The following is a 22,104-nucleotide window of genomic DNA, read 5'->3' on the forward strand; positions in this document are numbered from 1 at the left end:
ACCCAATTAATATCACAGAATGCGCCCTGGTTTCTATACCAGGGCCACTAGGAAACACACTCAACAAAGGATTGTACAATGAACAAACCTCTTTTAGCTGGCGCTGGCGTGACTTTAGTTGCGCTTGGTATTGCCCCTTATTTTATCGGTTCTAGCGTTGAAGATAATGTTAACGCTGCAGTAAACGGATTTAACGAACAGGCTGTATATTCAGCCGAAGTCCTTTCGTACGACAAAGGCTGGTTCTCAACAAAAGCGGAAATCAAACTTGCTATAGACTTTCAAGCGCTTTTCAATGCGCAAAATGTCGATGCCGCAGAAATGCCTTTAGACGAAAACCCTAACATTACCGCTACTTTGGTTGCGCATCACGGTCCTGTGTACTTTGGTGACGGCGTTGGATTAGGGCGCGTTCATTATACAGTGTCAATTGATGGCGATGAATTGAGAGAATACGTTCAATGGGATGCGCAACAGTCTATCTATCACAATGAAGGCGTGGTTGGTCTATTTGGCGGTCTAAGCTATGAAGATGTAATTCCCGCCCTTAGCGCAACTAATGAGGAAGAAGGCTTTACCCTGCTGTTTTCCGGTTATACGGGTGAAGCTAAGCCTGATGGAGGGCAAACCTTATATACGTCCTCGGGCGAGTCGCTAAGTATTAACGCCGATGAGTTTTCAATGAAAATGGCTAATTTATCTATGGATGTAGCCTATGACGGCAGCATGATGGAAGCTTTCAAGGGCGAATTGTTTGAAACTAAAATTGAAGCGCTTATCGAAACCATGGAAGTATCCGGCCTTGAAGCGGGCGCTACGGTGCAGCTAGAGAATATTGCACTGATTACAGACACCAACATTGATAAAGACAACAACACCGTCAATGTGTACGTAGAATACGCCATTGATAAGGTCGTGGGGCCAGAACTTGAAGCCTTTGATATGGTGTTAGGCGTTGCCCTAAACAACTTAGACGTAGACTTCATCGAGGCTTATCAAGACTTTAGCAACACATCTTTAATGATCCCTTCTGAAGAAGTACCCGCTAAAATGATGGAGTTTGTCGAAGCTAACTTACTTCCACAGCTGAAAGCCGAACCCGAACTTAACATTACGACGCTGAAAGCGACGTTACCTGAAGGCTCGTTTAGTGCCCATGCGAATACTAAGCTAGTAGGCATTGATGCGCTACCGGGTACCATGGAAGATGTGGCTTATTGGGTAACACACCTCATGGCTGATGCACAAATAGTTGCTGATAAGGCCTTTGCGCAAAGCGTAGCGTCTGGTTATATGATGGGCCAATTGATGGCAACACCACAAGCGCAAAACATGTCAGCAGAAGAACTCGAAGCCGCAGTAGAGCAGCAAACACCAATGATGTTAAGCACCTTTGCTCAGCAAGGCTTGATAAAAGAAACCGAGAAGGGTTACGAAACAAAACTGGAGCTTAAAGACGGCAAAGCCAGCGTTAACGGCACGCCTATTCCACTGCCTTTTGCGCCTCAGTAACAAGTAGAACAGTACTTTGAATACCCGAAAAGCAAAGTACGGTTAAGAGTACGGTGAAAAGTACGGTTAAAATCGCGGTTAATAGTACGAGCGCTATTTGCGCTGAGCGTTGACTGACTTACTCTGAATTAAACATGCCCAAATTAAAAATGCAGAGCCTAAACGCTCTGCATTTTTTTAAGTAACCTCATTCTACTCAGCTTTAAACATCCAAAACCCGTAAAAGCCAAGCTCCTTGTTACAGGCTACCATAGCTACGTATTTGACTTGAAACTGCGGCTAGTTTTCGTCAAGCAACTCGATATTCATCAATTCCTGAGCAGCGTAGACACGTCCTTCGGCTACAACTGTAATAGCCTCGGTAAGCGCATCTAAGCCCGATTCGCTGCGCTTCATAATATGAGACAGCACAATGCGCTTTGCTTTAGACTGCTCGGCAATATCGATGATTTGTGTTGGTGTCATATGCAGATTCTTCGCAACGCGCCCCGCGTTATCGTCAATGGCGTTATGCAGTACTAAAAGGTCAGCGTTTTTAGCAAAGCGCGCTAGATTTCCTTCTTTATCGTTAGTATCGCCAGAAAATACCGCTTCACACCCGTTAGCCTTAACCTTCCACGCAAGAGTGGGTATAGGACCGTGATTTACCGACAACGCTTCAACTTTAATATCGCTATTCACCGCGATTTCAAAGGGTTTCTCTAATGTAGCGTTTGCAACGCTTTTCGCCGATATTGTGTAATCGTCTTGACCTTCGATAGTGTAAGAAGATAAATATTTAAACGCGCCTTCCTCGCCAATTAACGATGACACATAGGCGTTAGTAGAGGGCATAGTTTGGTTGCCGTCTGGTCCCATTACCCATAGATTTTTCTCGCGATTAGTGAAATAACCCCCTTTTACGAAGCTGGGTAAATCCGCTGAATGATCGGTGTGTAAGTGGGAAAGTAGAATCACATCAAGGGTTTCAAATGACGCTCCAGCGGCGCCGAACTGAACACTGCTGCCGCTGCCAGCATCTACTAGCACGCGAGCTTTGTTATTTACCCAGACCAAATACGCGCTAGAGGTTCTTCCATCATCCAACTCAGGCCCACCCGACCCTAGTACCTGCACGGAGACATTACCGCAAGCCATAGAGGTGTCGCCTTCACTCTCGCTTTTTGCACTATTTGTTTGTTGAGACGATGAATGAGGTGATATATCCGATTGCAATGATGTATGAAGTAGCGCATCAGACGATGCCAATGCTGCAGAAGAAAATGCCAGCGCAGCAGTAGCGGCTAGTATGTTCAGCGAGCCCTTGCACGCCTTACCGCTTTGCTTCGCGCGCTTAATGGATCTCTTGTTGTACTTAATGTCAGCACTTAATCCTATACCGCTTATCTGTCTTTGTAAGACCTTCATCGCCATCATCCTATATCGATTCATAAGAATTTATACATTTATATCAAAGGAAAAGACCGAACATGGGTGAAAAATCATTCAATGAAAGCTCTGTGATAGCGAAGAAAGGTTGAAAGTAGGGCCGTAGACATACAAAAATGGGGCACGTATGACGTACCCCATTTTTTAACTCATTATATTAATTAGCTAATGGCTTTACTTAACTAATGATCACTCCGCAGTGTTCTCCGCTACCATAATGGTTTTGATATTTACGAATTCACGCATACCATAACCACCGTGCTCACGGCCATAACCACTGTCTTTTACACCGCCAAAGGGTAGGTTCGGCTGCGCTAATGAATACCCGTTGATATTTACCATGCCGGTGTCAAATTCGTCTTTCGCTAGGGCAACAGCTTTATCAGTATCAGTACTAAAGATACCGCCACCTAGGCCATAGCGCGAATCGTTCGCAACTTCCATCGCCTGCTTATCATCGCGGGCTCGAATTAATGACGCAACAGGGCCAAACAGTTCATCATCATACGCCGGCATACCAGATGATACATCTTCAAGCACCGTTACTGGGTAAAAGTAGCCATTAGAGTCTGGAATTTCACCACCAAGAGTGAGTTTCGCCCCAGCTTCTACCGATTTTTTTACTTGTTCGTGAAGTTCATCACGCAAGTCTTCTCTGGCCATAGGGCCAAGATCAGTGTTTTCATCCGTTGGGTCACCCACTTTAAGCTTCTTACACTGTGCTACGAACTTGTCTCTAAACTCGTCATAAACGCTATCCACGATAACGAAGCGTTTAGCCGCTACACACGTTTCACCGTTATTGATAACACGGCCTTGAATACACATTTCTACCGCATGGTCGATATCGGCATCTTCAAGTACTAAGAAAGCATCGTTACTACCAAGTTCCATCACGGTTTTCTTCGATAAACTCGCGGCCTCTTTCGCAACTTGTTTACCGACTTCATCACTACCGGTGAAGGTAACGCCGCGTACGTATTTATGCTTAATTAGGTCGCTTGCCGTACCGCCATCAATTAATAACGACTGATATACGTTTTTCGGGAAACCAGCATCTTCGTACATCTGCTGAATGGCTTGTGCCATACCAAACACGTTTTTAGCGTGTTTAAGCACTGTCGTATTACCTGCCATGATGTTCGATACGCTGTAGCGTATAACCTGATAAAGAGGGAAATTCCAAGGCTGTATACCCAGAATAACGCCAATAGGCTGGTAAGTAATGATCGCACGACCACCTTCAAAAATACGGTGCTCGTCTTCTAAAAATGATGCGCCATGCTCCGCGGTATATCGACAAATTTGAGCACACAGCTGCACTTCTTGCTTACCCTGCGCCGTCACTTTTCCCATTTCGCGGGTCATTAGGCTGGCAAGGTCGTCAATGCGCTCTTCCATTAAATTGGCAAGGTTATTAAATAAATCGGCTCGAGTTTCAAATGACGTACGGCGCCAGTTCAAATATGCTTCTTGAGAACGCGTTACCGCTTGTTCGGCGTCTTCAGCTGACATCAAATGATAATGATCGATCTTTTCACCTGTAGCAGGGTTGTAGGTATTAATTGTCTCACTCATTGTCACTCTCCTTAATCCGTTTGTTAAAGTGAAGGTGCAACTAGAAAGCCAAATTGCAAAAAACTTTTTTTCGCAACATATTCAGCAACATAGAGCAAGGCCACAGCAAGGATGAAGTCTGAGAATAAAACTGGAATTAGAAAAGATTACTTATCGCAGTAAAGATTTCAGAGCGAGCACTTCAGGCAAAGAAGGGCGGCCCTCAAGGGGATTACTTTTGTTCGAGGGCCGATATGCTGCGTTTGGTAATGGCTAATTTAGTGAAAGGAAACTTAACCTGACTAGTCGGTATATAAGTCTGGAAAATGAAACTTCGCCATAGCAAGGGTCAACGCAACTTCATAAACACTTTGTCTAGAGGCATGATTTAGAGTCAGTAACCCTATAGCGCCGCCTTTTTGCTTAATATTTACCGTATCGAAAAGCTTATCCATGACCGGACCAAGCTCTTCGCCTCGCTGCAGCGCTTGATACACGCTAACAGGCAGCGGCAAACTCGCACTTCGTGTTACCGACCAGTGACCTTCATGGTAAATCGCCACATACGCAAAGGTTGCAGGGCCATCTTCAAATACATCTACACCACCTTCAATTGCCACATACCATGCATCTGTTAAACCGCCTTGATGATGAGCCAGCATGGCCTTCACGCGATTAATAGCACCTAGGCGCGTTTCATCCTCGTTCATTGGCTGTTCGGGCACTCCGCTTGGCACAGCCATGCCCTGGGCGTCAAAGTCGTGCTCTAGTGTGTCAGAGAGTGTATTGAGCGCAGCATTTATTTTTACCGGATTCAGCGACCCTACAAAAATTGTGTCAGATACCATTTGCATTTGTCCTTTAAAAACGTTCTTTTGCAACATCACCCACTGGGCTGCGTTTAATATCTTCTAGCATTAAACGGTAATCACGTACTGCTGGAAATTCGCTAATATTGCGATTTGGCAAAGTACTATCAGGGTTATCTACAGCAAGTAAATGCTTGATGCCGTACGTCTGTGCCGCTTTCAAAATAGGCAGTGAGTCATCTACAAATAAGGTACGGCTATTATCAAATTGCACTCTCTTTTGTAGCCGCTCCCACAAAAGCTGAGACTCTTTGGTAACGCCAAATTCATGGGTAGAAATAAGGTTGTCGATATGCGCATCAAGTTGGGTATGCTCTATTTTAAGCGCCAGACTGTTTGGATGCGCATTGGTTACTAACACTACCTGCCTACCTGAGTCATGAAGTGCATCAAGGAAGGGAATGGTATCGTCGCGAAGGGCTAGCAAGTGCGCCAACTCTCGTTTCAGCGGCATAAACTCATTTTCTAGGTCCAGTGCTAGAGTTTCAGCCCAGTAGTCTAAACAGTACCACTGAATTTGCCCAAATACTGACTCATAACGCGCGCTCATTTCCTTTTGACTCTCGGCCTCAGAAATACCTTTTATTTGAGCTAACCGTTTTGGTAAATGGTGCAGCCAGAACTGGTTGTCGTAATGAAGGTCTAACAAAGTACCGTCCATATCTAGCAGTACAGTTTCTATTTCATTCCAGGGCAGAAAGGGCAAGCGATTTTCCTTATAATGAAGTAAGCTAAGAAATTGTATACAAGTATGATAACAAAGTTGTAGCGAGAGACATGCCAAAAATCGATCCGAACAAACCGTTACCACACATTCATTCTCGTGAAATCGTTGCGCAAAGCAAACTCTTTAGGGTAGAACGCTTAGACCTTGAGTTTTCGAACGGTGCTACCCGTGAATTCGAGCGGATGGCGGGCGGAAACCGGGGTGCTGTAATGATAGTGCCCATGCTTGATGAAAATACCATGGTGTTAATTCGTGAATATGCTGCCGGTACACATTCGTATCAACTAGGTTTTCCTAAAGGCTTAATAGACCCAGGTGAAACGGCTATTGAAGCCGCTAATCGCGAACTACAAGAAGAGGCGGGCTTTGCAGCGAACGATCTTATAGAGCTCCATAAGGTCAGCATGGCCCCTACGTTTTTCAATGCAAATATGACCATCGTTTTGGCCCGCGACTTGTATCCTAAACAGCTTGAAGGCGATGAACCCGAGCCTCTTGAGGTGATTCACTGGCCTTTAGATGAAGCAGATGCTTTACTTGCACGAGAAGACTTTGTTGAAGCACGCTGCATAGCCGCGCTGTTTTTAGCTCAAAAGTGGTTTAAGGAACAATAAACAATGCCCGATGACGCCCATGCCGACCTACTAGAACTTGCGAAAGAAATTGCCGTTGAAGCTGGTGAAGCCGTATTAGAAGTGTACGATAAAGGTGAGTTTGACGCTTATCAAAAAGAAGACGAATCTCCCGTTACCAGCGCTGATTATTTGGCAAACGACATTATCAACAAGCGCTTACAAGCCGCGACACCTGATATCCCAATTCTCTCAGAAGAAAATAAACACGCAAGTTTAGAAGAGCGAAAGCATTGGCCTCGATACTGGTTAATCGACCCCATCGACGGCACCCAAGAATTTATCGCCAGAAGCGGAGACTTTGCGGTCAACATTGCCCTAATAGAGAACAATGAGCCAACTATCGGGGTTATTTTCTGGCCTCCAGGTCAATCATTGTATTATGCGCAAAAAGGCAAAGGGGCGTTTAAGTCATCACCTGATGGCGATCACCCAATAAGCGTTCGCAAACTAGACGACCCTAAAAATAGCGTGGTGATGATTGCAATTAGCCGTCGACAGTCAAGAGAGAAAGTACTCAGCAGAATGTGCGCGAAGCGCGTATACCAAACTCTTCCACTGGGCAGTTGCTCACTGAAAGCGTGTTTTATTGCCGAAGGCAAAGCTGATGTATTCATGCGCATTGGTATCACAGGCGAGTGGGACACAGGCGCATCTCAATGCATTGTTTCCGAAGCTGGCGGGAGTATAGCAGCGGCCAACTTCGAGCCGCTTACGTATAATCAGCGTCATTCGCTGGAAAACCCAGATTTTGTGGTAATGGGCGATCAAAGGGTGCCATGGCAAGACGTAGTCCAGTATGATGATTTCGTAAACCCACATCAGCACTAGCGCGTATTATTTACTTAGCGCAGTGCAATAAACCTACGTATAATAGCGTAGTAATGTTGCTGGGCCACATTACTCTGGTATTGGTTGAATCAAGCCAGATGGAACCAAAAAGTAAAAGGAGTAACCTATGATGACTACACGTATTCGCACGTTATCTGCAGCATTGCTCGCATGTGGGCTAGCATTCCCTGCCGCAGCCGACTGGTCAATAGACGGCGACACAAGTGCACTACATTTCTTATCAACTAAGAATGCACAAGTCACTGAAGTACATAAGTTTGATAGCTTTGACGGTACCCTGTCTGATAGCGGCAAGCTCTCCGTGGCGGTAGACTTATCGTCAGTTAATACAGCCATTGATATTCGCAATCAGCGAATGCGAGAGATGCTTTTTAATGTGAGCAAATATGCACAAGCTAAGTTTGAAGCCGATTTACCTGAGTCGATGATGAGCCTGAAAGCGGGTCAAGTTGTTAACGGGAAAGTAGATGGCATTTTGATGTTACATGGAAAAGCCGTTCCTACATCATTTGCGGTTAAGGCGAGTAAAGTAGACGACGATACGCTAACTGTATCTACTACTGCTCCTACACTTATTAAAGCAGAATCTTTCGGCCTTGCCGAAGGCGTAGCTGCGCTACAAAAAATTGCAGGGCTAAAGAGTATCACTACGACAGTCCCAGTGACGTTTTCTGTTACCTTTACGCAATAGAATACTGCTATTGCTAGCGTCTATCGATAAGAGTTAGGCAGTGGTAATAAATCAAAGCATAAAAAACCGCACAAAACGTGCGGTTTTTTGGTTTTAAGGGCCTGTTTCTAAGACTGATGCAATCTGTTAGGAAGTCTGTAACGCATAGGTAATGGCTTTTGACTTAACGCTTGCTCTGGCATACCTTGCCACACGTTCTCGGGAAGGGCAGGTACTTCTGCCTTATATTGAGAGACAGTGAAATATCCCATCGCAACACGTAAACGCTTCAGTGCTTTACATTCATTTACTTCCTGATCAATGACAAACACGCCCCATTTTCGCATCGCTATGCCTAGTTTATCACTGCTTGTTAAGCGGATAACCGGTGCTGCCAACACCATGCCAATTAATACAGGTAGCAGCCACATAAACAGCGACGGTGTGAAATAAAAGGTAGTTACGCCCCACGCAACCGCTAAGCAACTCATAATTTGCGTGTGTTTGATTGCAACGGTCCAGGGTACTTTGCGACCTTCACGCTCTTGTGCTTCCCATTTAACTGAGTGACCGATAAAAACACTGATCACAAAATAGCTGTGGTAGAACATCATCAGCGGCGCAATTAGCACAGCCATGGCTAATTCAATTGCCGCGCCTTTTAGTAAAGACCACGCCCCACCAAACTCTTCACGACGTTTCGTTAAAGCCAAGGAAATACCTAAAAGCTTAGGTAAGAATAGTAAGGCGGCGGTACCCCACATGGTTACCATCATCATGTCTTGGCGTGCTACCTGCCAACTGGGGAAAAGCTGATACTCAGATACGAAGAACTCTGGCACTGACGTGGCGCGAATTAATGCATCTGCGGTACCTAGTGCCAACATACAAAACAGAATTAGTGAAGAAATGTACGCAAACGCACCAAATAAGAAGTGCAGACGGTTCGCCATTTTAAGACCTTTCACCTTCAAAAGCCCTAAATGCTGTATGTTGCCCTGCACCCAGCGGCGGTCTCGAATGGCGTAGTCAACAATGTTACTTGGCACTTCTTCATAGCTACCCGTAGTGTCGGTAAGCAAATAAGCCTGCCAACCTGCACGGCGCAGTAGCGCTGCTTCGACAAAGTCGTGGCTTAGTATTTCGCCACCAAAAGGTGCACGACCTTCAAGAGTGGGAAGTCCACAATGCTGCATGAAAGGGGCAATACGAATAATGGCATTGTGCCCCCAGTAGTTTGCACTGTCTGTTTGCCAAAACGATAAGCCTGTCGCCAACATTGGGCTGTAAAGATGAGCGGCAAACTGCACGAAACGACCAAAGAAGGTGTTCTGACGTACTGGCATAGGAATAGTCTGCACTAAGGCCGTATCAGGGTTTTGCTCAATACGGCGGGCTAGGTCCTGCATACGCTCTCCGGTCATTACGCTGTCGGCATCTAATACAATCATCGACTCGTAATTTGCACCCCAGCGTTCACAAAACTCTTTAAGGTTACCCACTTTTCTGTGCAGGTTTTGCTCGCGACGGCGGTAAAACACTTGGCTAGAGAAGGCTCCCAAACGCTTTTTCAATCGAGTAAAAGCGCGTAGCTCAGCATCCGCTTTTTCCATGTCACGGGTGTCGCTGAGCATATAGAAATCGAAATTCGAACTGTTTTCGCTTTCCATTAACTCGCGAATACAGGCTTCGAACCCCACCATAATACGGCGGGTATCTTCGTTATAAACCGGCATGACTACGGCGTGTTTTTGCTTTAACGGCGACGAAGCATCGGGCTTTACTTGGTTTCTGCGTAAACTCAGCGGATCTATATTGAAAAGCTGTAAAAAGAAACCAATGATACCCGTCCAAAACGCCATGCACAGCCAAGCGAATAGGGTCAAACCCAAGCCTAACTGCGCAATTTCTAGATTCGTAAGGCCGTTCGGTAAAAATATCTCGTATAAGCTCCAACCGGCCAATGCCGTGCTTGGAATCACTAGCATTGCCATGATAAACAAACGCATATGCTCTCCTTTTAAGATGAATTGTGAAGCACGTGCAGTGCTGTCACGTTTAAGCTGAGGCACGGCTTTAGCCTCGTTCGATACTGATGTTTGAGGACGATTACTTTGGCTGGTAGACATAATTCCAAACCTCACTAACACGCTTTCCGTCTTTTTCAATGTAAGCGCGCATATCTACCGTTTGCTTTTCTTTCGGCTTAACAAAAAAGGAAGCGCGCCACTCTTGGCCGTCGGCTACAGGATAAAGGCGCTGTTGGGAAATCGTTCCGTTGGTGCCCTGCACAACCAGCTTCATAGTTTCATTGTCAAAAGAAATGGCAGAAGGAGCACTGAAGTCCACATTGAACTGGCGGGTAGTGTTCAAGCTATCATCTTTAAATTCATCGCCTGGTAACACGGCCTTTCCCTGACGGGTACGCACAACAGACGCTAATTCGCTTACAAAAGGGTTTTGCTCTACCGTCTTAAGGTCGTAAGAGAAGTACAGGGACTCACCGGATTTGAATGGTTTTTCAGGTGTCCAAAAAGCCACGATATTGTCATGAATTTCAGACTTAGTTGGAATTTCTACTACTTCTAAACGGCCTTTCTCAAAGCCGGCTTCTGGGGTAACCCATAGCCCAGGACGTATATGATAGTTGGCCTCAGCATCAAGGTAGTTACCCCACTCACCGTCGCGCTGAAGCATGCCAAAGCCTTTGGGATTTGTATCGCTAAGTGACGTTACTTGAAGGCGTGCTGGGTTAGTCAGTGGACGCCAAATCTCTTCACCCGCATGAGTTACCATTAGCACACCGTCACTATCGTGCACTTCTGGGCGATAATCGTCATGACGCTTTTCTGTGTTCTCGCCATACAAAAACATGCTGGTAAATGGTGCAATACCTAGCTTATTCACGTCGTCGCGAGCAAATAACCAGCTTTCTACCTTTACGCTGGTATCGATATCAGGCTGAATAACGAATTTATACGCACCTGCAACAGAAGGACTTTCTAGGCGAGCATAAATAGTAATTGGTTTGCCTTCACCGGGCTCGATAACCCAAAACTCTGTGAAGTGAGGGAACTCTTCACCTTTCGCTAACGCGGTATCAATTGCCAAACCCCGTGCTGAAATACCATAAACTTGATTTTTACCTACCAAACGAAAATATGAAGCACCGAGGAATACAGCAAATTCATCTTTGTACTCGTTGTTCTTGATAGGATAGTGAACGCGAAATCCAGCGAACCCTGACTTTTCATCCGTTAACCCAGCTAACCCCGACGCAGACCCGTCGTAGTTAAACATATCGCTGTTAAACGCTAAGCGCTCAGGCTTGTTGCTTTCGCCAATAGTGTGAATGGTGACGGGGTACTCATATAAAAAACCCGGATGAAAAAACTGAAGTTCGTAGTCGTTCTCGCCGTGCCAAAGACTTTGCTCAGGCTTAAAGCGAATAGAACGATAAGTGGTGTAATCAATCTCTTTTAACTTGCTGTTTAATCCGTGATCGTCTTGTTCATAGCTTTCTGTTGCTGATTTGCGAGCAGCATCAATTATAGATTGAAGAACGGGTGATGCTTTTTGAGGCTGATTGTTGTCATTAACCTCGACAGCGCCTGCTTGATGAAATGCAAATAGGGCAATAACGCTGGTCATCGCCAAAAGAATGCGCGACAGCTTTCGATGCTGAATCGCATTAGTTTGTAAATCTTTTCCGAAAATTGAAACTGGCTTAGCCATTTGTCCTCTCCTTATGAAAACAATGGTTATCCAGATGGTCGTCAATCTCTTAGCTTTATCGCTTAGCTATACATAGCGAGCAACAGATTATCTGCTGCTTTAAAACGATGATGAGAAAAAGTATTCATTGAAACCATTCAAGAAAGGCGCTCTATTCCTTTCCTTATTCACTGGCATCGCGAAAAAAACCGAATTCCGTGCCTGTTGGCAAAAGTGAATGCTGGATAACACACAGGTACTTCAGCAAAAGCTGTTCCAACACTAAAAAGACGGGCTAATTTATTATATTTACATTTATTTACAGTCACTTAAAAGCATCGACATTGAAGTTAGTGGCCAATTTCCTTGTTGTAAATTTGTCCGATGAGTTAGACAAAAGGTTATCTGTTGTTTTTTAGAGACAGTTCCCCATGCCAATATGTTTATTTTTTAAACTTCACCTAGGCATTGCCAGCTTAGGCATTCATATAACGCTTCTTCTTATTTTTTAATTTCTCTATATTTATCAGACAAATGAATGCCTCCCATTTGAATTTCAGCTGAGTTTTTTTCGCAGTTGGCAGGCGCTTTGCACTCCACCATGTTGATAAATACATCGGACACGATTTCTGAAAAGAAATAATTGAGATGACATGAAGACGTTTTTGGTTTTGTGTTCATCAATCAAGTGGCCCACTGCAGAGCGATGTATAAAAGCAGAGCGATTTAGAAAGACAGCGTGTTTGCAGAAGAGCAGCGCGCTTTAGGAGCGCTGACTTGTGACACGCTTCGCAAACACATTGGATGTTTGCGTTGCAGAAACTGGGCTACTGAGCATACTAAGGAGTTATCACATGCGTAAATCAATCACACTTATTGCAGCTACACTTACTGCGGCAACACTTCCTCTTACAGCAATGGCCGACAAGCCAGACTGGCGTTACGTAGAAGGTGGTTACACCAAAATGGACTTTGACGACAACGAGTCTTTCGAACCAGACGGCCTAACCATTAATGGTAAGTACCTGTTAAATAGCAACTGGTACTTAAACGGCGAGTACAGCTTTTTTGAAGAAGGTAACTTCGACTTCGATATGCTAACCCTAGGTGCAGGTTACCGCTTACCTGTAAACGCCACAACAGATGCCTATTTTGGCGCTAACCTAGAGCGTGTTGATGGTGACATAGATGATGAGACAGGCTACAGCATTAATGCAGGTCTTCGCTCGATGATTACAGAGCAGGTAGAGCTTGCTGGTGAAGTTGGCTATTACGATGTAGATGATGGTGAAGCGACATTCAAAGTAGGCGCTAACTACTACATCACGCCACAGTGGGCAGTTGGTGCAAACTACAAAATCATTGATGATTTAGACATTATGCAGGTAACTGCACGCTACGCTTTTTAAGCCTTCCTCTCCTCAGGTAGGTAGCCGGGTTGCTCGACCCGGCTTTTTTATGTCTGCATTTCAAGAAGACGGCTATTCTTCCGCTTCGTTTTCTATTCAGCTGTGTCGCTGGGCTCAATATCTTCTTTTCTTTTTATATCTACACTTTCGTGAAGCTCTGAGTATACGAGTACTGCCTCGCCAGATTTTAACCTGTCTAGCACCTGCTGAACTTTTACTTCTAGCTCAACTTCCTCAGCGCCATAGTCGGTGCCTTCGCGTAATACAAAAGACTCAGCCAAGCTATAAAGCGTATCGGATTCTAACGCGTCGATGGGAATTATCATTCACACTCCTGGGAAAAACGTTTTATAAAACTTAAACGACACCAATATCACCTCAGTATTAGCGACTAACATAACCACAGGTTGAGTTTACCGGTAAGGCTTCGCTAACGAAGCGTTTTACGCGCTCGTGCAGCCAAACCTTCGGGTTTAATACAGAGCCTTGCATGAAGCCGACATGACCGCCTCGTTCGCTCAATTCTACGGTGACGTTACGCGCAAGCTCCTCTTCTTTTGGCACAATTAAGTGGTTCATGAAGGGGTCATCGATGCTATGCAATACTAACGTTGGGCAGTGGATGGCACTTAAAAAGTGATACGCGCTGCACTTTTCATAATAGTCTTGCGCATCTGCAAAACCGTGCAGGGGAGCCGTGATCTTCTCGTCAAATTGAGTAAAGCTAGTAATGCCTTCTACATCACTTTTTGTAAGCTGAATAAGCTTGCGATAGTCAATGTATTCCATCTTCTTACGCAAAGTATCTTTCATGCTAGTAAGTAAATACTTTTGATATACCCGCGAAAATCCCTGATTAATTGACTTTGCGCACTCAGATAGTTTAAGTGGAGAAGAGATGGCAACAGCCGCCTTCAGCCACTTTTGTGCAGGGTTTTCACCTAAGAGTTTCAACAACATATTACCGCCAAGCGAAAAGCCAATAGCCACCTTGGGAATACGTGGAAATTTATCGTGCAGCCACTCTAAGAAAAAACTAGGGTCTTCTGTTTCGCCACTGTGATAAGCGCGCGCTTTTAGGTTTGGTACACCGCTACAGCCGCGATAATGCATCATTACCACCTGCCAACCATTCACAGACAGTTGGGCCATCATATCGTTAGCATAATGCGACTTGATGCTGCCTTCCAATCCGTGAAACATCACCACTATCCCTGATGTCTCTTGTGGTTTGGGACCCCATGCTACGTCAACAAAATCGTCATCCGGTAAGGTTAAACGCTCCATGTTATAAGAAAGGGGTAAGCGCTTTTGAATAAAACGCGGCCATATGGTTTGCACATGTCGGTTCTTTGCCCAGCCTGGCACTTTAAAGCTACTTTTTATTATCTTTCCATGCGATAGCGCTGATTTGCTCATTGTATTTTCTTATTGTGTTTTTACGATAATTGATTAACCACAAGGCTCACTAACTGGCGCGCCTCGTTGTTGTCGCGTAACTCGTATGCATTAATGAACGCAGCGATAGACGCGTTAAATATATTCGTTGGCGAGGCTTGCTGACCCAAGTGCGTTACCGCCTGCTTATTAAAAGATGCAACGATGTCTTGCTGCTGTTGCCTTTCAAGCTCTAATTCTTGCGCTTTGAGTGCATCGTAGGCTGTTTGCTCACCACCTTTCTCAGGGCTTGCTGCTTTGCGCTTCTCGCGATGCTGCTTTAACTTTTCGTCAGTGCTCGCTGATGCCGCTATAACCGATTTAAGCTGAGGCAAATTTATAATGACATTATTCTCTAAACACCAGCAGATCAGCAAGAGAACGTTTACATTCACCTTGTGGTTATCTTGAAGCAGAAGCGCGAGCGGTGCCATATCACCTTTCGTATAGCGAGATACGCTGTACTCCCAAAACACACTGCTTTTTATATTAGGCGCTGACACTGTCATACTCTTCTCGTTTTTGCTCTATCTGCTCTTGGGCATCTAGCCATGCCATTTCTTCCTCTTCAAGCTGTTGCTTAAGCTGAGTTTGTTTGTCGAGCAAGCCCATGAGTTCTGCTTTTTTGTCGTCGCTGTAAAGCGAGGTATCGGCGAGTAATGCTTCCACCTCTGCCAAGGCGGTACTGCATTTCTCCATGGCTTTTTCGTGTTTTTCGATGGCTTTTTTAAGTGGCGCTACGCTTTGTCTGAACTCGGCTTCGCGGCGCTTTTCTTCTTTACGATCTAACTTGCGTTCTGGCTTACTGTGCGCTCCGGCCTCTTGCTGCGCGTCGTTTTTAGCGTCGCTGTTGGCCTTGGCTTTTTCTGCCGCCTGCTGTTTTAGAATCCAGTCGCGATAGTCATCCAAATCGCCTTTAAATGGCTCAACTTCACCGCTGTCTACCAAATAGAAATCTTCACAAACCGAGGAAAGTAAGAAGCGGTCGTGAGATACCAGTACCATAGCGCCTTCAAAACCTTGAAGAGCAATATTAAGCGCGTGGCGCATTTCTAAGTCTAGATGGTTGGTAGGCTCATCCAGCAGCAATAAGTTAGGTTTTTGGTAGACAATTAGTGCCAACACCAAGCGCGCCTTTTCGCCACCTGACATAGGTGCCACGGGTGCCAATGCTTCATCGCCGTTAAATCCAAAACCGCCCAGGTAATCGCGAAGCTGCTGTTCAGTAGCTTTTTCATCAATACGCTGCAAATGTAAAAGGGGTGTGGCATTCGCGTCTAGTGTTTCTAACTGGTGCTGGGCAAAATAGCCAATCTTCAGACCTTTTGCGGTATTAAAAATACCTTGCTTGGGCGCATGAACACCCGCTAACAGCTTGATTAACGTTGACTTACCTTGCCCGTTTCTACCTAGAAGACCTATTCTGCTGCCAGGTACTAAATTCAGTTTTACCTGTTGAAGCACTATATGGTCATCGTACCCCAGCTGTATTTTTTCCATTTGAACCAGAGGGTTAGGAAGTGCAGTAGGCGGAGCAAAGGAAAAGCTAAACGGGCTAGCCATATGGGCTGGCATTAACGTTTCCATTTTCTCTAGCTGCTTAATACGGCTTTGCGCTTGCTTCGCTTTACTAGCCTTGGCTTTAAACCGCGTAATAAACGAGTTTAGATGGGCTACCTTTTGCTGCTGCTTTTCATACTCAATGTTTTGTAAGCGTATACGCTCAGCACGCTGGGTTTCGTAAGATGAATAATTACCTGTGTAAGTAACAAGCTTCTGTTGCTCAACACTAATAATTTGCGCGACGGTATTGTCTATAAACGCTTTATCATGAGAAATAAGTAAAAGCGTGCCCGCATAACGTTGTAACCACTTCTCTAGCCAAATTACGGCATCTAAATCTAAGTGGTTAGTGGGCTCATCAAGCAGCAATAAGTCTGAAGGGCAAAGCAGCGCTTGAGCCAGGTTTAGGCGCATACGCCAGCCACCAGAAAAGTCACTGACTGGCGCGCTTAACTGCGCATTAGTAAACCCTAGGCCGGAAAGTATAGTCGCTGCACGTGATTCCACATCGTAAGCCCCAGCCTGCTCTAGTTGCCCATGAATTTGGCCAATCTTTACGCCGTCTCCGCTTTTTTCAGCGGCGTCTAGCTTAGCCTGTAAATCACGTAAATGTTTGTCACCGTCTATCACGTAATCTATCGCAGTTCGATCAGTCGCTGGCGTTTCCTGAGCCACGCTTACAATTCGCCAATCGCTGGGGACGCTGCAGTCGCCAGCATCAACACTCAACTCACTTCGCAGTAGCGCGAACAGCGTGGACTTTCCGCAGCCATTGCTGCCTATTAGCGCCACTTTGTGACCTGGAAAAACCTGTGCCGACGCCTCTTCCAGCAGCATTTTGCGGCCTCGAAGTAGCGATACATTTGAAAGCTTAATCATGACTAACCTGTGATAGAACAATCTAGGGCGCGTATAGTATCAAAAACTTAAGGTAAAAGCTGATCAACACATACCATTTCAAGGTATAATACTGGCGAAATTCCCCAAAGGTGTATGTATGTCAAAACGTGTAAAACGTCGCTTTGTAGCAGGGGCTACGTGCCCAAAATGCCAAGAGCTAGATACTATTTCGTTATATTTTGAAAATAACGTGGAAAAGCTGGAATGCGTCGCATGTGGGTACAACGAAGCGCAAACCGACGAAAAGGTGAGTGCCGCTACGCGCTCTAACGAAAACGTGATTGGTATCTTTAAACCTCACTAGCATTCCTACCCACATCTCAGTAAATCTTACCCTTAAGCCTGTGTAACACCTAATCATACTGTACTCAGGCTTTTTAAAACCTTCTCTGGGTATCGCGCCACTAGCGGCTAACGCCCTTACCGAGGAAAAACGCTCTCCAAGGCATGTTTTTTGTATTCCTTTCCTTAAGGAGTGAAATATGAAACACGCTAAAAAACGATTTTGCTATGTAGTAGCAGGGCTATTGCTCATGCTCATCGCGTTTAGGTTGTACCTTCCCTATGCCGCAGCCACATACATTAACAACACGCTAAGCCAATCGGACCAATACGATGGTCGAGTAGGCGATGTCGATTTAATGCTATGGCGTGGTGCTTACAGCTTAGAATATGTGTTGCTGTATAAAGCGAATGGACAAATAGATAAGCCACTGTTTAAGGCTGATTATGTGGAGTTTACACTTTCGTGGTCACAGCTTTTTAAAGGTGCAGCCGTTGGCAGAGTGGTGGTAAATTCTCCAGAAATTAACTTTGTAGACGGAAACACGGAAAAAAAGAGTCAGTCGGGTAAGAACGAAAACTGGCTGTCTATTGCCGACCAATTGTTTCCTCTACGTATAGACAAACTCACCATTAACGAAGGGAAAATTGCTTTTCACAACCCTGATACCTCTCCGGCTATTGATATTGCGCTGCACGACATTCATCTTGAAGTGAATAATTTGGTAAACAGCGACGACTTATCAGACACGCGCGTAGCCACAGCTACTGCGAATGGCCAGACGGCAGAGCAAGGGACTATTTCATTAAACGCCAAGCTTAATCCTGCAACCAAAGCCCCTACTTTTGATTTAGACATTCAAGCTGACAATGTGGGTTTGGTGAATTTTAAAAACCTGCTTGATACCTATGCGCCTTTCGACCTAGAAGCCGGAACGCTTACGCTTGCTGCCGAGGTCGCGTCTAATGAAGGGCAGGTAAAAGGCTATATAAAACCTATTTTGCATAACGTTGAAGTATTTTCTTGGAAAGGCGACATTGAACGTGACGGAGACGGTTTTGTTGAAGGCAGTATTGAAGCAATTTCCGCGTTTATCACTGAACTGTTTGAAAATCAGAGCCAAGACCAAATTGCCACGCGTATTCCCATTAAGGGCGACTTATCTAGCCCAGAAACACAGACTTGGGAGGCGTTTACGGCGATATTGAAAAACGCATTTATTAAAGCATTTCAAGGCGATGTGGAGGAAAGTGTAGAGCTCGACAGATTGGAGTTAGACCGACTAGAGAACCCTGAGGGGTCTAATTAAAAACGCTGAATTTTTCTTACGCTGCTAAGGGCTGATTTAACCGCTAAGGGCTTATATAACGCTGAAGGCTTATACAACGCTGAAGGCTCTTCACGAGCCCTTAGCGGTTTAGATAGTATTATATAGTACAGCTATCACCACAATCGTTGGCACCGTCGCGCATGCCTTCAATTTCTTGGCTTTCCTGCTTGTCTTTTTCAGCCTGCTTTTCGGCTACTGACTGCTCAACTGAGTCAAAATCGATGCTGTCAAACGCATCCATATCAAAATCACTCATAACTACTCTCTTATTTGTTGAAGATAAGGCTCGGTATTACTTGGGCCTGTGCAATTGCGCGCAAGTGTAATTCAATTAGATTATCAGGATAAATGCAGTCTTAGCCTAACTCATAACAAGATAAACTAGTGTTTAACCCGAAGCCTCATAAACGGTTGATTTTACTAATTTGTCGACTGCCTTTGAGGCGCTTCTTTCAAACAAAAAAAGCGCCTATACCACTCAAGAATGGCTAAAATTAATAGTGCGGAGGCGGGGTTTCTTCTGATTGCTTAGCAATATTAGACGGTTCTATGCTTTTAACACGGTCTATTACGTGACTTACTTTAAACGCTAAATCATCGAGTTGCTTTTGTTGTGAAGCCAACGCTTCATTAAGTGCCTCGATAGTGTGTTCTTGAAAGGCTACTTTCATCTGTAACTCTTCAATATAGCTATTGGCGCTATCTATTTGCTGTTGTAACTGCTCAGCGCTTTTGTCTGTCATGTAATTTCTCTATCTCTCTCGTTGCCATTCTTCGGCAAGACCACTGCTACTTATAGACAATATATTATCATTGGGAAGGAAGCCGACGCCATAAACAACTGCGGTTGGCGGTGAAATAGACTCTCTCGATGCGACTTGAATGGACTGGATTTGTTCGCCGTTGTTCAAATTCCAAAGATAAACCTTCCTGGCAGGAGAGCCTGTTAGTAAATACTGGCCATCTTTTGAAAACTCGACGTCGGTGAAGATTTTTTGTCTTGATGCAAATTTCAGTGAAGTCACGGGCTGCCCGGTTTGTACATTCCACACTTGCGACTTACTTTGACTGTCGGCAGTAAAAGCAAACCGGCCTTCATCGTCTAACGCAACTTTGGTTACTCGGGTGGGGTGCGTGAAGGTGTGGATAATCTGCCCAGTGTCTGTACTCCACAAGTAGGCAATGTAGTCATTGCCACCAGTAAGGGCAAACTTGCCATTAGGTGAGATATCAATGGAATTAACTTTTTCCTGATGCCCAAAAAACTCAAGACGACGAGAGGTGCGCGGCTCAAAATACATCACCTTACCATTTGAGCGAGCGACGAGTATGCCATTACCATTATTGGTGACTACCACATCGCGAATAGAGGACTCATCTATTCGCCAAAACCCTTCTGGTTCGCCAGTTTCTAAACTCCACAGAGCAAACGCTTCACGGTCGGCCGTGACCACATAGCGCTTATCTGCACTGATGTGCACTGACATCACTAGGTTGTTACCTTCCCCTTGATGACTCCAATGATAGAGGGGCTCGCTCTGCCCAATTCGCCATACATTGACACCATTATTCACGCCAGACACTACCGCTAAGGTGCCGTCGGTGGATATATCTGCCGCGTAAGCGCCCTCTTCTACATGACGCCACTGCTGTATTGGCGTAGTATCAGGGACAGAACATCCCATGGAATTGCCAATAAGTAAGGTGAGTAACACTATTCTATGGAACATTTGAGGCCTAAACATAATCAAATGGGTTTCGCTTTGTAAACGCTAGGTTTAACATAGCATGGATCACGCATCTTTAACTATCGTGCAAACTGCCTTAGATGCAGCAGTATAGACATAGACGCATGATGATAATAATTAATGGAGACGTTTTTATGCAGAAGTCGCTCGTTGCCTTATCTACTATCGCTGCGCTAGGCCTTTTCGCTTGCCAGCCAAACACATCTGATGAGGCCGCTTCTACAAGCGCTGATAGTGCAAAAACAACTGCTGTTGCAGCAGAAGAAATGACAGATACACAAAAGCAAGCTTACGCCATGGGCGCGAGTATGGGTCTGTTCGTTAGCAACCGTGCCGAACAACAAGAGCAGCTTGGTTTAACCCTAGACCAAGATGCGCTACAACAAGGCTTTAAAGACGGCCTGAACGACACCCTTAAGTTTACACCAGAGCAAATTCAGCAAATCGCTCAAGAAGGCGAAGAAGTATTGCGTGCTAAACAGCAAGAAATGGCTGAACAAGCGGCTGAGAAAAACATTGAAGCAGGTCTTGCTTACCTAGAAGAAAATGGTAAGAAAGAAGGCGTGACCACAACAGAGTCTGGTCTTCAATACGAAGTACTTGAAGAAGGCGAAGGCGCAAGCCCAGAAGCAACAGACATGGTAAAAGTTCACTACCGTGGCACCTTGCTTGATGGTACAGAGTTCGACTCTTCTTATAAGCGTGGCGAACCAGCTGAATTTCCACTTAATCGCGTAATCGCGGGTTGGACTGAAGGCGTACAGCTAATGAAAGAAGGCGCGAAATACCGCTTCCACATTCCATCAGAGCTTGCTTATGGCGCACGTTCAACAGGCGCCATCACGCCTAACTCAACGCTAATTTTTGATGTTGAGCTTCTAGAAGTGGTTAAACCTGAAGCCGAAGCGTCAGCTGAATAAGCTAGAGTTTCAGAAAAGAGAAAGCCGACGCTATGCGTCGGCTTTTTTGTTTTAGTGAGTCAGCGTGATCCTTGCTTACCTTTTCCCTACGAGCTAGTGGATTTTCACCACGCGCGTACCCAAATAGTAATGTGGGTTATTCAATATGCTTGGTGCCTCGAATTACACTTTTAAGCTTAGCTCAAAGTTGAAATATTTCACGGCCCAAACAAAGTTTTTTAGGAACAATTAAACCTTAAAAATGCGGGCTTAAAACTAAAGGTTTTAACGGTTAGGTGCGCGTCGTCTTTCCGTATGGACTTTAAACGTCGCAAAATGATTAAGCAGTGAGTGCCCTACTTTATACATGGCACACGCTAAGATAAGGTATATCACGGTTCGTACACTATTTAAGCGAACAACTATATCAAGTAAGGCATACAACAATAACAGCGCGCCGCTTAAAAACAGCATAAAACCTATGATAGTACCGCTGGTTTGAAGCGGATCGCTTCCCGACCTTCGGCGGTTCAACACAGGCATTCTGTTACGCATTCATTTCCCCTAATGGCTA

At 45.1% G+C, this 22,104-nt stretch carries 22 protein-coding genes; 8 read left to right on the top strand and 14 right to left on the bottom strand.

The features are described 5' to 3' along the window. The first annotated feature begins 78 nt into the window (after positions 1-78). Positions 79-1,512, top strand: coding sequence for a YdgA family protein (locus ACXAGK_RS13915; RefSeq protein WP_474856687.1), 1,434 nt, complete (start codon positions 79-81; stop codon positions 1,510-1,512). 279 nt (positions 1,513-1,791) lie between these two features. Here ACXAGK_RS13915 and ACXAGK_RS13920 read toward each other — a convergent pair whose 3' ends face one another. From ACXAGK_RS13920 to yrfG, 4 genes are all read right to left on the bottom strand, one after another. Further along, positions 1,792-2,919, bottom strand: coding sequence for an MBL fold metallo-hydrolase (locus ACXAGK_RS13920; RefSeq protein WP_474856688.1), 1,128 nt, complete (start codon positions 2,917-2,919; stop codon positions 1,792-1,794). Between the two features lie 210 nt (positions 2,920-3,129). Then, positions 3,130-4,518 carry an NAD-dependent succinate-semialdehyde dehydrogenase gene (locus ACXAGK_RS13925; RefSeq protein ID WP_474856689.1) on the bottom strand — a complete coding sequence of 463 codons (1,389 nt, stop codon included), beginning with the start codon at positions 4,516-4,518 and terminating at the stop codon, positions 3,130-3,132. 281 nt (positions 4,519-4,799) lie between these two features. After that, on the bottom strand, positions 4,800-5,351 hold the full coding sequence (gene yjjX, locus ACXAGK_RS13930) for an inosine/xanthosine triphosphatase (RefSeq protein ID WP_474856690.1): 552 nt from the start codon (positions 5,349-5,351) through the stop codon (positions 4,800-4,802). Between the two features lie 7 nt (positions 5,352-5,358). Then, a complete protein-coding gene (gene yrfG / locus ACXAGK_RS13935) occupies positions 5,359-6,072 on the bottom strand; it encodes a GMP/IMP nucleotidase (RefSeq protein ID WP_474803576.1) in 714 nt (237 codons plus the stop codon). A gap of 71 nt (positions 6,073-6,143) precedes the next feature. On the opposite strand from yrfG, the gene nudE reads away from it, so the two are divergent. From nudE to ACXAGK_RS13950, 3 genes are all read left to right on the top strand, one after another. Further along, positions 6,144-6,707: an ADP compounds hydrolase NudE gene (nudE, locus tag ACXAGK_RS13940; RefSeq protein WP_179985011.1), complete on the top strand. Its 564-nt coding sequence runs from the start codon at positions 6,144-6,146 to the stop codon at positions 6,705-6,707. A 3-nt stretch (positions 6,708-6,710) separates the two neighbouring features. Next, positions 6,711-7,556: a 3'(2'),5'-bisphosphate nucleotidase CysQ gene (gene cysQ / locus ACXAGK_RS13945; protein ID WP_474856691.1), complete on the top strand. Its 846-nt coding sequence runs from the start codon at positions 6,711-6,713 to the stop codon at positions 7,554-7,556. Between the two features lie 127 nt (positions 7,557-7,683). Beyond that, the gene (locus ACXAGK_RS13950; RefSeq protein ID WP_474856692.1) at positions 7,684-8,268 is read left to right on the top strand and encodes a YceI family protein; all 585 of its coding nucleotides are present in this window, start codon (positions 7,684-7,686) and stop codon (positions 8,266-8,268) included. A gap of 107 nt (positions 8,269-8,375) precedes the next feature. Here the strand turns inward: ACXAGK_RS13950 and mdoH are convergent, their stop codons facing one another. Further along, the gene (gene mdoH / locus ACXAGK_RS13955; RefSeq protein WP_474856693.1) at positions 8,376-10,376 is read right to left on the bottom strand and encodes a glucans biosynthesis glucosyltransferase MdoH; all 2,001 of its coding nucleotides are present in this window, start codon (positions 10,374-10,376) and stop codon (positions 8,376-8,378) included. Further along, complete coding sequence (locus ACXAGK_RS13960) at positions 10,357-11,982, bottom strand: glucan biosynthesis protein G (protein ID WP_474856694.1); 1,626 nt, start codon at positions 11,980-11,982, stop codon at positions 10,357-10,359. The genes mdoH and ACXAGK_RS13960 overlap by 20 nt, the downstream gene beginning before the upstream one ends. A gap of 833 nt (positions 11,983-12,815) precedes the next feature. Between ACXAGK_RS13960 and ACXAGK_RS13965 the strand changes: the two genes are divergently transcribed. Continuing rightward, on the top strand, positions 12,816-13,370 hold the full coding sequence (locus ACXAGK_RS13965; RefSeq protein WP_474856695.1) for an outer membrane beta-barrel protein: 555 nt from the start codon (positions 12,816-12,818) through the stop codon (positions 13,368-13,370). 92 nt (positions 13,371-13,462) lie between these two features. On the opposite strand, the gene ACXAGK_RS13970 is transcribed toward ACXAGK_RS13965, so the two are convergent. Genes ACXAGK_RS13970 through ACXAGK_RS13985 form a run of 4 tightly spaced genes read right to left on the bottom strand, consistent with a single transcriptional unit; the run spans position 13,463 to position 17,249 of the window. Beyond that, on the bottom strand, positions 13,463-13,696 hold the full coding sequence (locus ACXAGK_RS13970) for a YheU family protein (protein ID WP_474856696.1): 234 nt from the start codon (positions 13,694-13,696) through the stop codon (positions 13,463-13,465). Between the two features lie 58 nt (positions 13,697-13,754). Next, positions 13,755-14,789, bottom strand: a complete 1,035-nt coding sequence (locus ACXAGK_RS13975) for a hydrolase (protein ID WP_118491212.1) — start codon at positions 14,787-14,789, stop codon at positions 13,755-13,757. Between the two features lie 20 nt (positions 14,790-14,809). Next, a complete protein-coding gene (locus ACXAGK_RS13980; RefSeq protein ID WP_474856697.1) occupies positions 14,810-15,316 on the bottom strand; it encodes a TIGR02444 family protein in 507 nt (168 codons plus the stop codon). Beyond that, positions 15,297-17,249, bottom strand: coding sequence for an ATP-binding cassette domain-containing protein (locus tag ACXAGK_RS13985; protein WP_474856698.1), 1,953 nt, complete (start codon positions 17,247-17,249; stop codon positions 15,297-15,299). The genes ACXAGK_RS13980 and ACXAGK_RS13985 overlap by 20 nt, the downstream gene beginning before the upstream one ends. Positions 17,250-17,367: 118 nt before the next feature. On the opposite strand from ACXAGK_RS13985, the gene ACXAGK_RS13990 reads away from it, so the two are divergent. Together ACXAGK_RS13990 and ACXAGK_RS13995 are read left to right on the top strand one after the other, a co-directional pair. After that, positions 17,368-17,574 (top strand): YheV family putative zinc ribbon protein, encoded by a 207-nt coding sequence (locus tag ACXAGK_RS13990; RefSeq protein ID WP_012520152.1) that lies wholly within the window; start codon positions 17,368-17,370, stop codon positions 17,572-17,574. 178 nt (positions 17,575-17,752) lie between these two features. Continuing rightward, positions 17,753-18,862, top strand: a complete 1,110-nt coding sequence (locus tag ACXAGK_RS13995) for a DUF748 domain-containing protein (RefSeq protein ID WP_474856699.1) — start codon at positions 17,753-17,755, stop codon at positions 18,860-18,862. A 118-nt stretch (positions 18,863-18,980) separates the two neighbouring features. Here the strand turns inward: ACXAGK_RS13995 and ACXAGK_RS14000 are convergent, their stop codons facing one another. From ACXAGK_RS14000 to ACXAGK_RS14010, 3 genes are all read right to left on the bottom strand, one after another. After that, positions 18,981-19,139 (bottom strand): hypothetical protein, encoded by a 159-nt coding sequence (locus ACXAGK_RS14000; RefSeq protein WP_012520154.1) that lies wholly within the window; start codon positions 19,137-19,139, stop codon positions 18,981-18,983. Between the two features lie 238 nt (positions 19,140-19,377). Beyond that, positions 19,378-19,626, bottom strand: a complete 249-nt coding sequence (locus ACXAGK_RS14005) for a SlyX family protein (protein WP_012520155.1) — start codon at positions 19,624-19,626, stop codon at positions 19,378-19,380. A gap of 9 nt (positions 19,627-19,635) precedes the next feature. Continuing rightward, positions 19,636-20,568: a WD40 repeat domain-containing protein gene (locus ACXAGK_RS14010; RefSeq protein WP_474856786.1), complete on the bottom strand. Its 933-nt coding sequence runs from the start codon at positions 20,566-20,568 to the stop codon at positions 19,636-19,638. A gap of 197 nt (positions 20,569-20,765) precedes the next feature. Here ACXAGK_RS14010 and fkpA point away from each other — a divergent pair, with 197 nt between their 5' ends. Continuing rightward, positions 20,766-21,551, top strand: coding sequence for an FKBP-type peptidyl-prolyl cis-trans isomerase (gene fkpA / locus ACXAGK_RS14015; protein WP_474856700.1), 786 nt, complete (start codon positions 20,766-20,768; stop codon positions 21,549-21,551). A 264-nt stretch (positions 21,552-21,815) separates the two neighbouring features. Here the strand turns inward: fkpA and ACXAGK_RS14020 are convergent, their stop codons facing one another. Beyond that, a complete protein-coding gene (locus ACXAGK_RS14020) occupies positions 21,816-22,085 on the bottom strand; it encodes a hypothetical protein (protein WP_179985024.1) in 270 nt (89 codons plus the stop codon). Positions 22,086-22,104: the final 19 nt, after the last annotated feature.

The sequence above is a fragment of the Alteromonas sp. ABM1_013 genome (genome assembly GCF_056160505.1).

Bases quoted from the DNA above. Each gene is read 5' to 3' on its own strand.
- ACXAGK_RS14005 (WP_012520155.1), bottom strand. From the start codon at position 19,626: ATGACAGACAAAAGCGCTGAGCAGTTACAACAGCAAATAGATAGCGCC.
- ACXAGK_RS13990 (WP_012520152.1), top strand. From the start codon at position 17,368: ATGTCAAAACGTGTAAAACGTCGCTTTGTAGCAGGGGCTACGTGCCCA.
- ACXAGK_RS13915 (WP_474856687.1), top strand. From the start codon at position 79: ATGAACAAACCTCTTTTAGCTGGCGCTGGCGTGACTTTAGTTGCGCTT.
- fkpA (WP_474856700.1), top strand. From the start codon at position 20,766: ATGCAGAAGTCGCTCGTTGCCTTATCTACTATCGCTGCGCTAGGCCTT.
- ACXAGK_RS14010 (WP_474856786.1), bottom strand. From the start codon at position 20,568: ATGGGATGTTCTGTCCCTGATACTACGCCAATACAGCAGTGGCGTCAT.
- ACXAGK_RS14020 (WP_179985024.1), bottom strand. From the start codon at position 22,085: ATGCGTAACAGAATGCCTGTGTTGAACCGCCGAAGGTCGGGAAGCGAT.
- ACXAGK_RS13975 (WP_118491212.1), bottom strand. From the start codon at position 14,789: ATGAGCAAATCAGCGCTATCGCATGGAAAGATAATAAAAAGTAGCTTT.
- nudE (WP_179985011.1), top strand. From the start codon at position 6,144: ATGCCAAAAATCGATCCGAACAAACCGTTACCACACATTCATTCTCGT.
- ACXAGK_RS13995 (WP_474856699.1), top strand. From the start codon at position 17,753: ATGAAACACGCTAAAAAACGATTTTGCTATGTAGTAGCAGGGCTATTG.
- ACXAGK_RS13925 (WP_474856689.1), bottom strand. From the start codon at position 4,518: ATGAGTGAGACAATTAATACCTACAACCCTGCTACAGGTGAAAAGATC.
- ACXAGK_RS13965 (WP_474856695.1), top strand. From the start codon at position 12,816: ATGCGTAAATCAATCACACTTATTGCAGCTACACTTACTGCGGCAACA.
- ACXAGK_RS13920 (WP_474856688.1), bottom strand. From the start codon at position 2,919: ATGAAGGTCTTACAAAGACAGATAAGCGGTATAGGATTAAGTGCTGAC.
- ACXAGK_RS13950 (WP_474856692.1), top strand. From the start codon at position 7,684: ATGATGACTACACGTATTCGCACGTTATCTGCAGCATTGCTCGCATGT.
- ACXAGK_RS13980 (WP_474856697.1), bottom strand. From the start codon at position 15,316: ATGACAGTGTCAGCGCCTAATATAAAAAGCAGTGTGTTTTGGGAGTAC.
- ACXAGK_RS13960 (WP_474856694.1), bottom strand. From the start codon at position 11,982: ATGGCTAAGCCAGTTTCAATTTTCGGAAAAGATTTACAAACTAATGCG.
- ACXAGK_RS13985 (WP_474856698.1), bottom strand. From the start codon at position 17,249: ATGATTAAGCTTTCAAATGTATCGCTACTTCGAGGCCGCAAAATGCTG.
- ACXAGK_RS13970 (WP_474856696.1), bottom strand. From the start codon at position 13,696: ATGATAATTCCCATCGACGCGTTAGAATCCGATACGCTTTATAGCTTG.
- yjjX (WP_474856690.1), bottom strand. From the start codon at position 5,351: ATGCAAATGGTATCTGACACAATTTTTGTAGGGTCGCTGAATCCGGTA.
- ACXAGK_RS14000 (WP_012520154.1), bottom strand. From the start codon at position 19,139: ATGAGTGATTTTGATATGGATGCGTTTGACAGCATCGATTTTGACTCA.
- mdoH (WP_474856693.1), bottom strand. From the start codon at position 10,376: ATGTCTACCAGCCAAAGTAATCGTCCTCAAACATCAGTATCGAACGAG.
- cysQ (WP_474856691.1), top strand. From the start codon at position 6,711: ATGCCCGATGACGCCCATGCCGACCTACTAGAACTTGCGAAAGAAATT.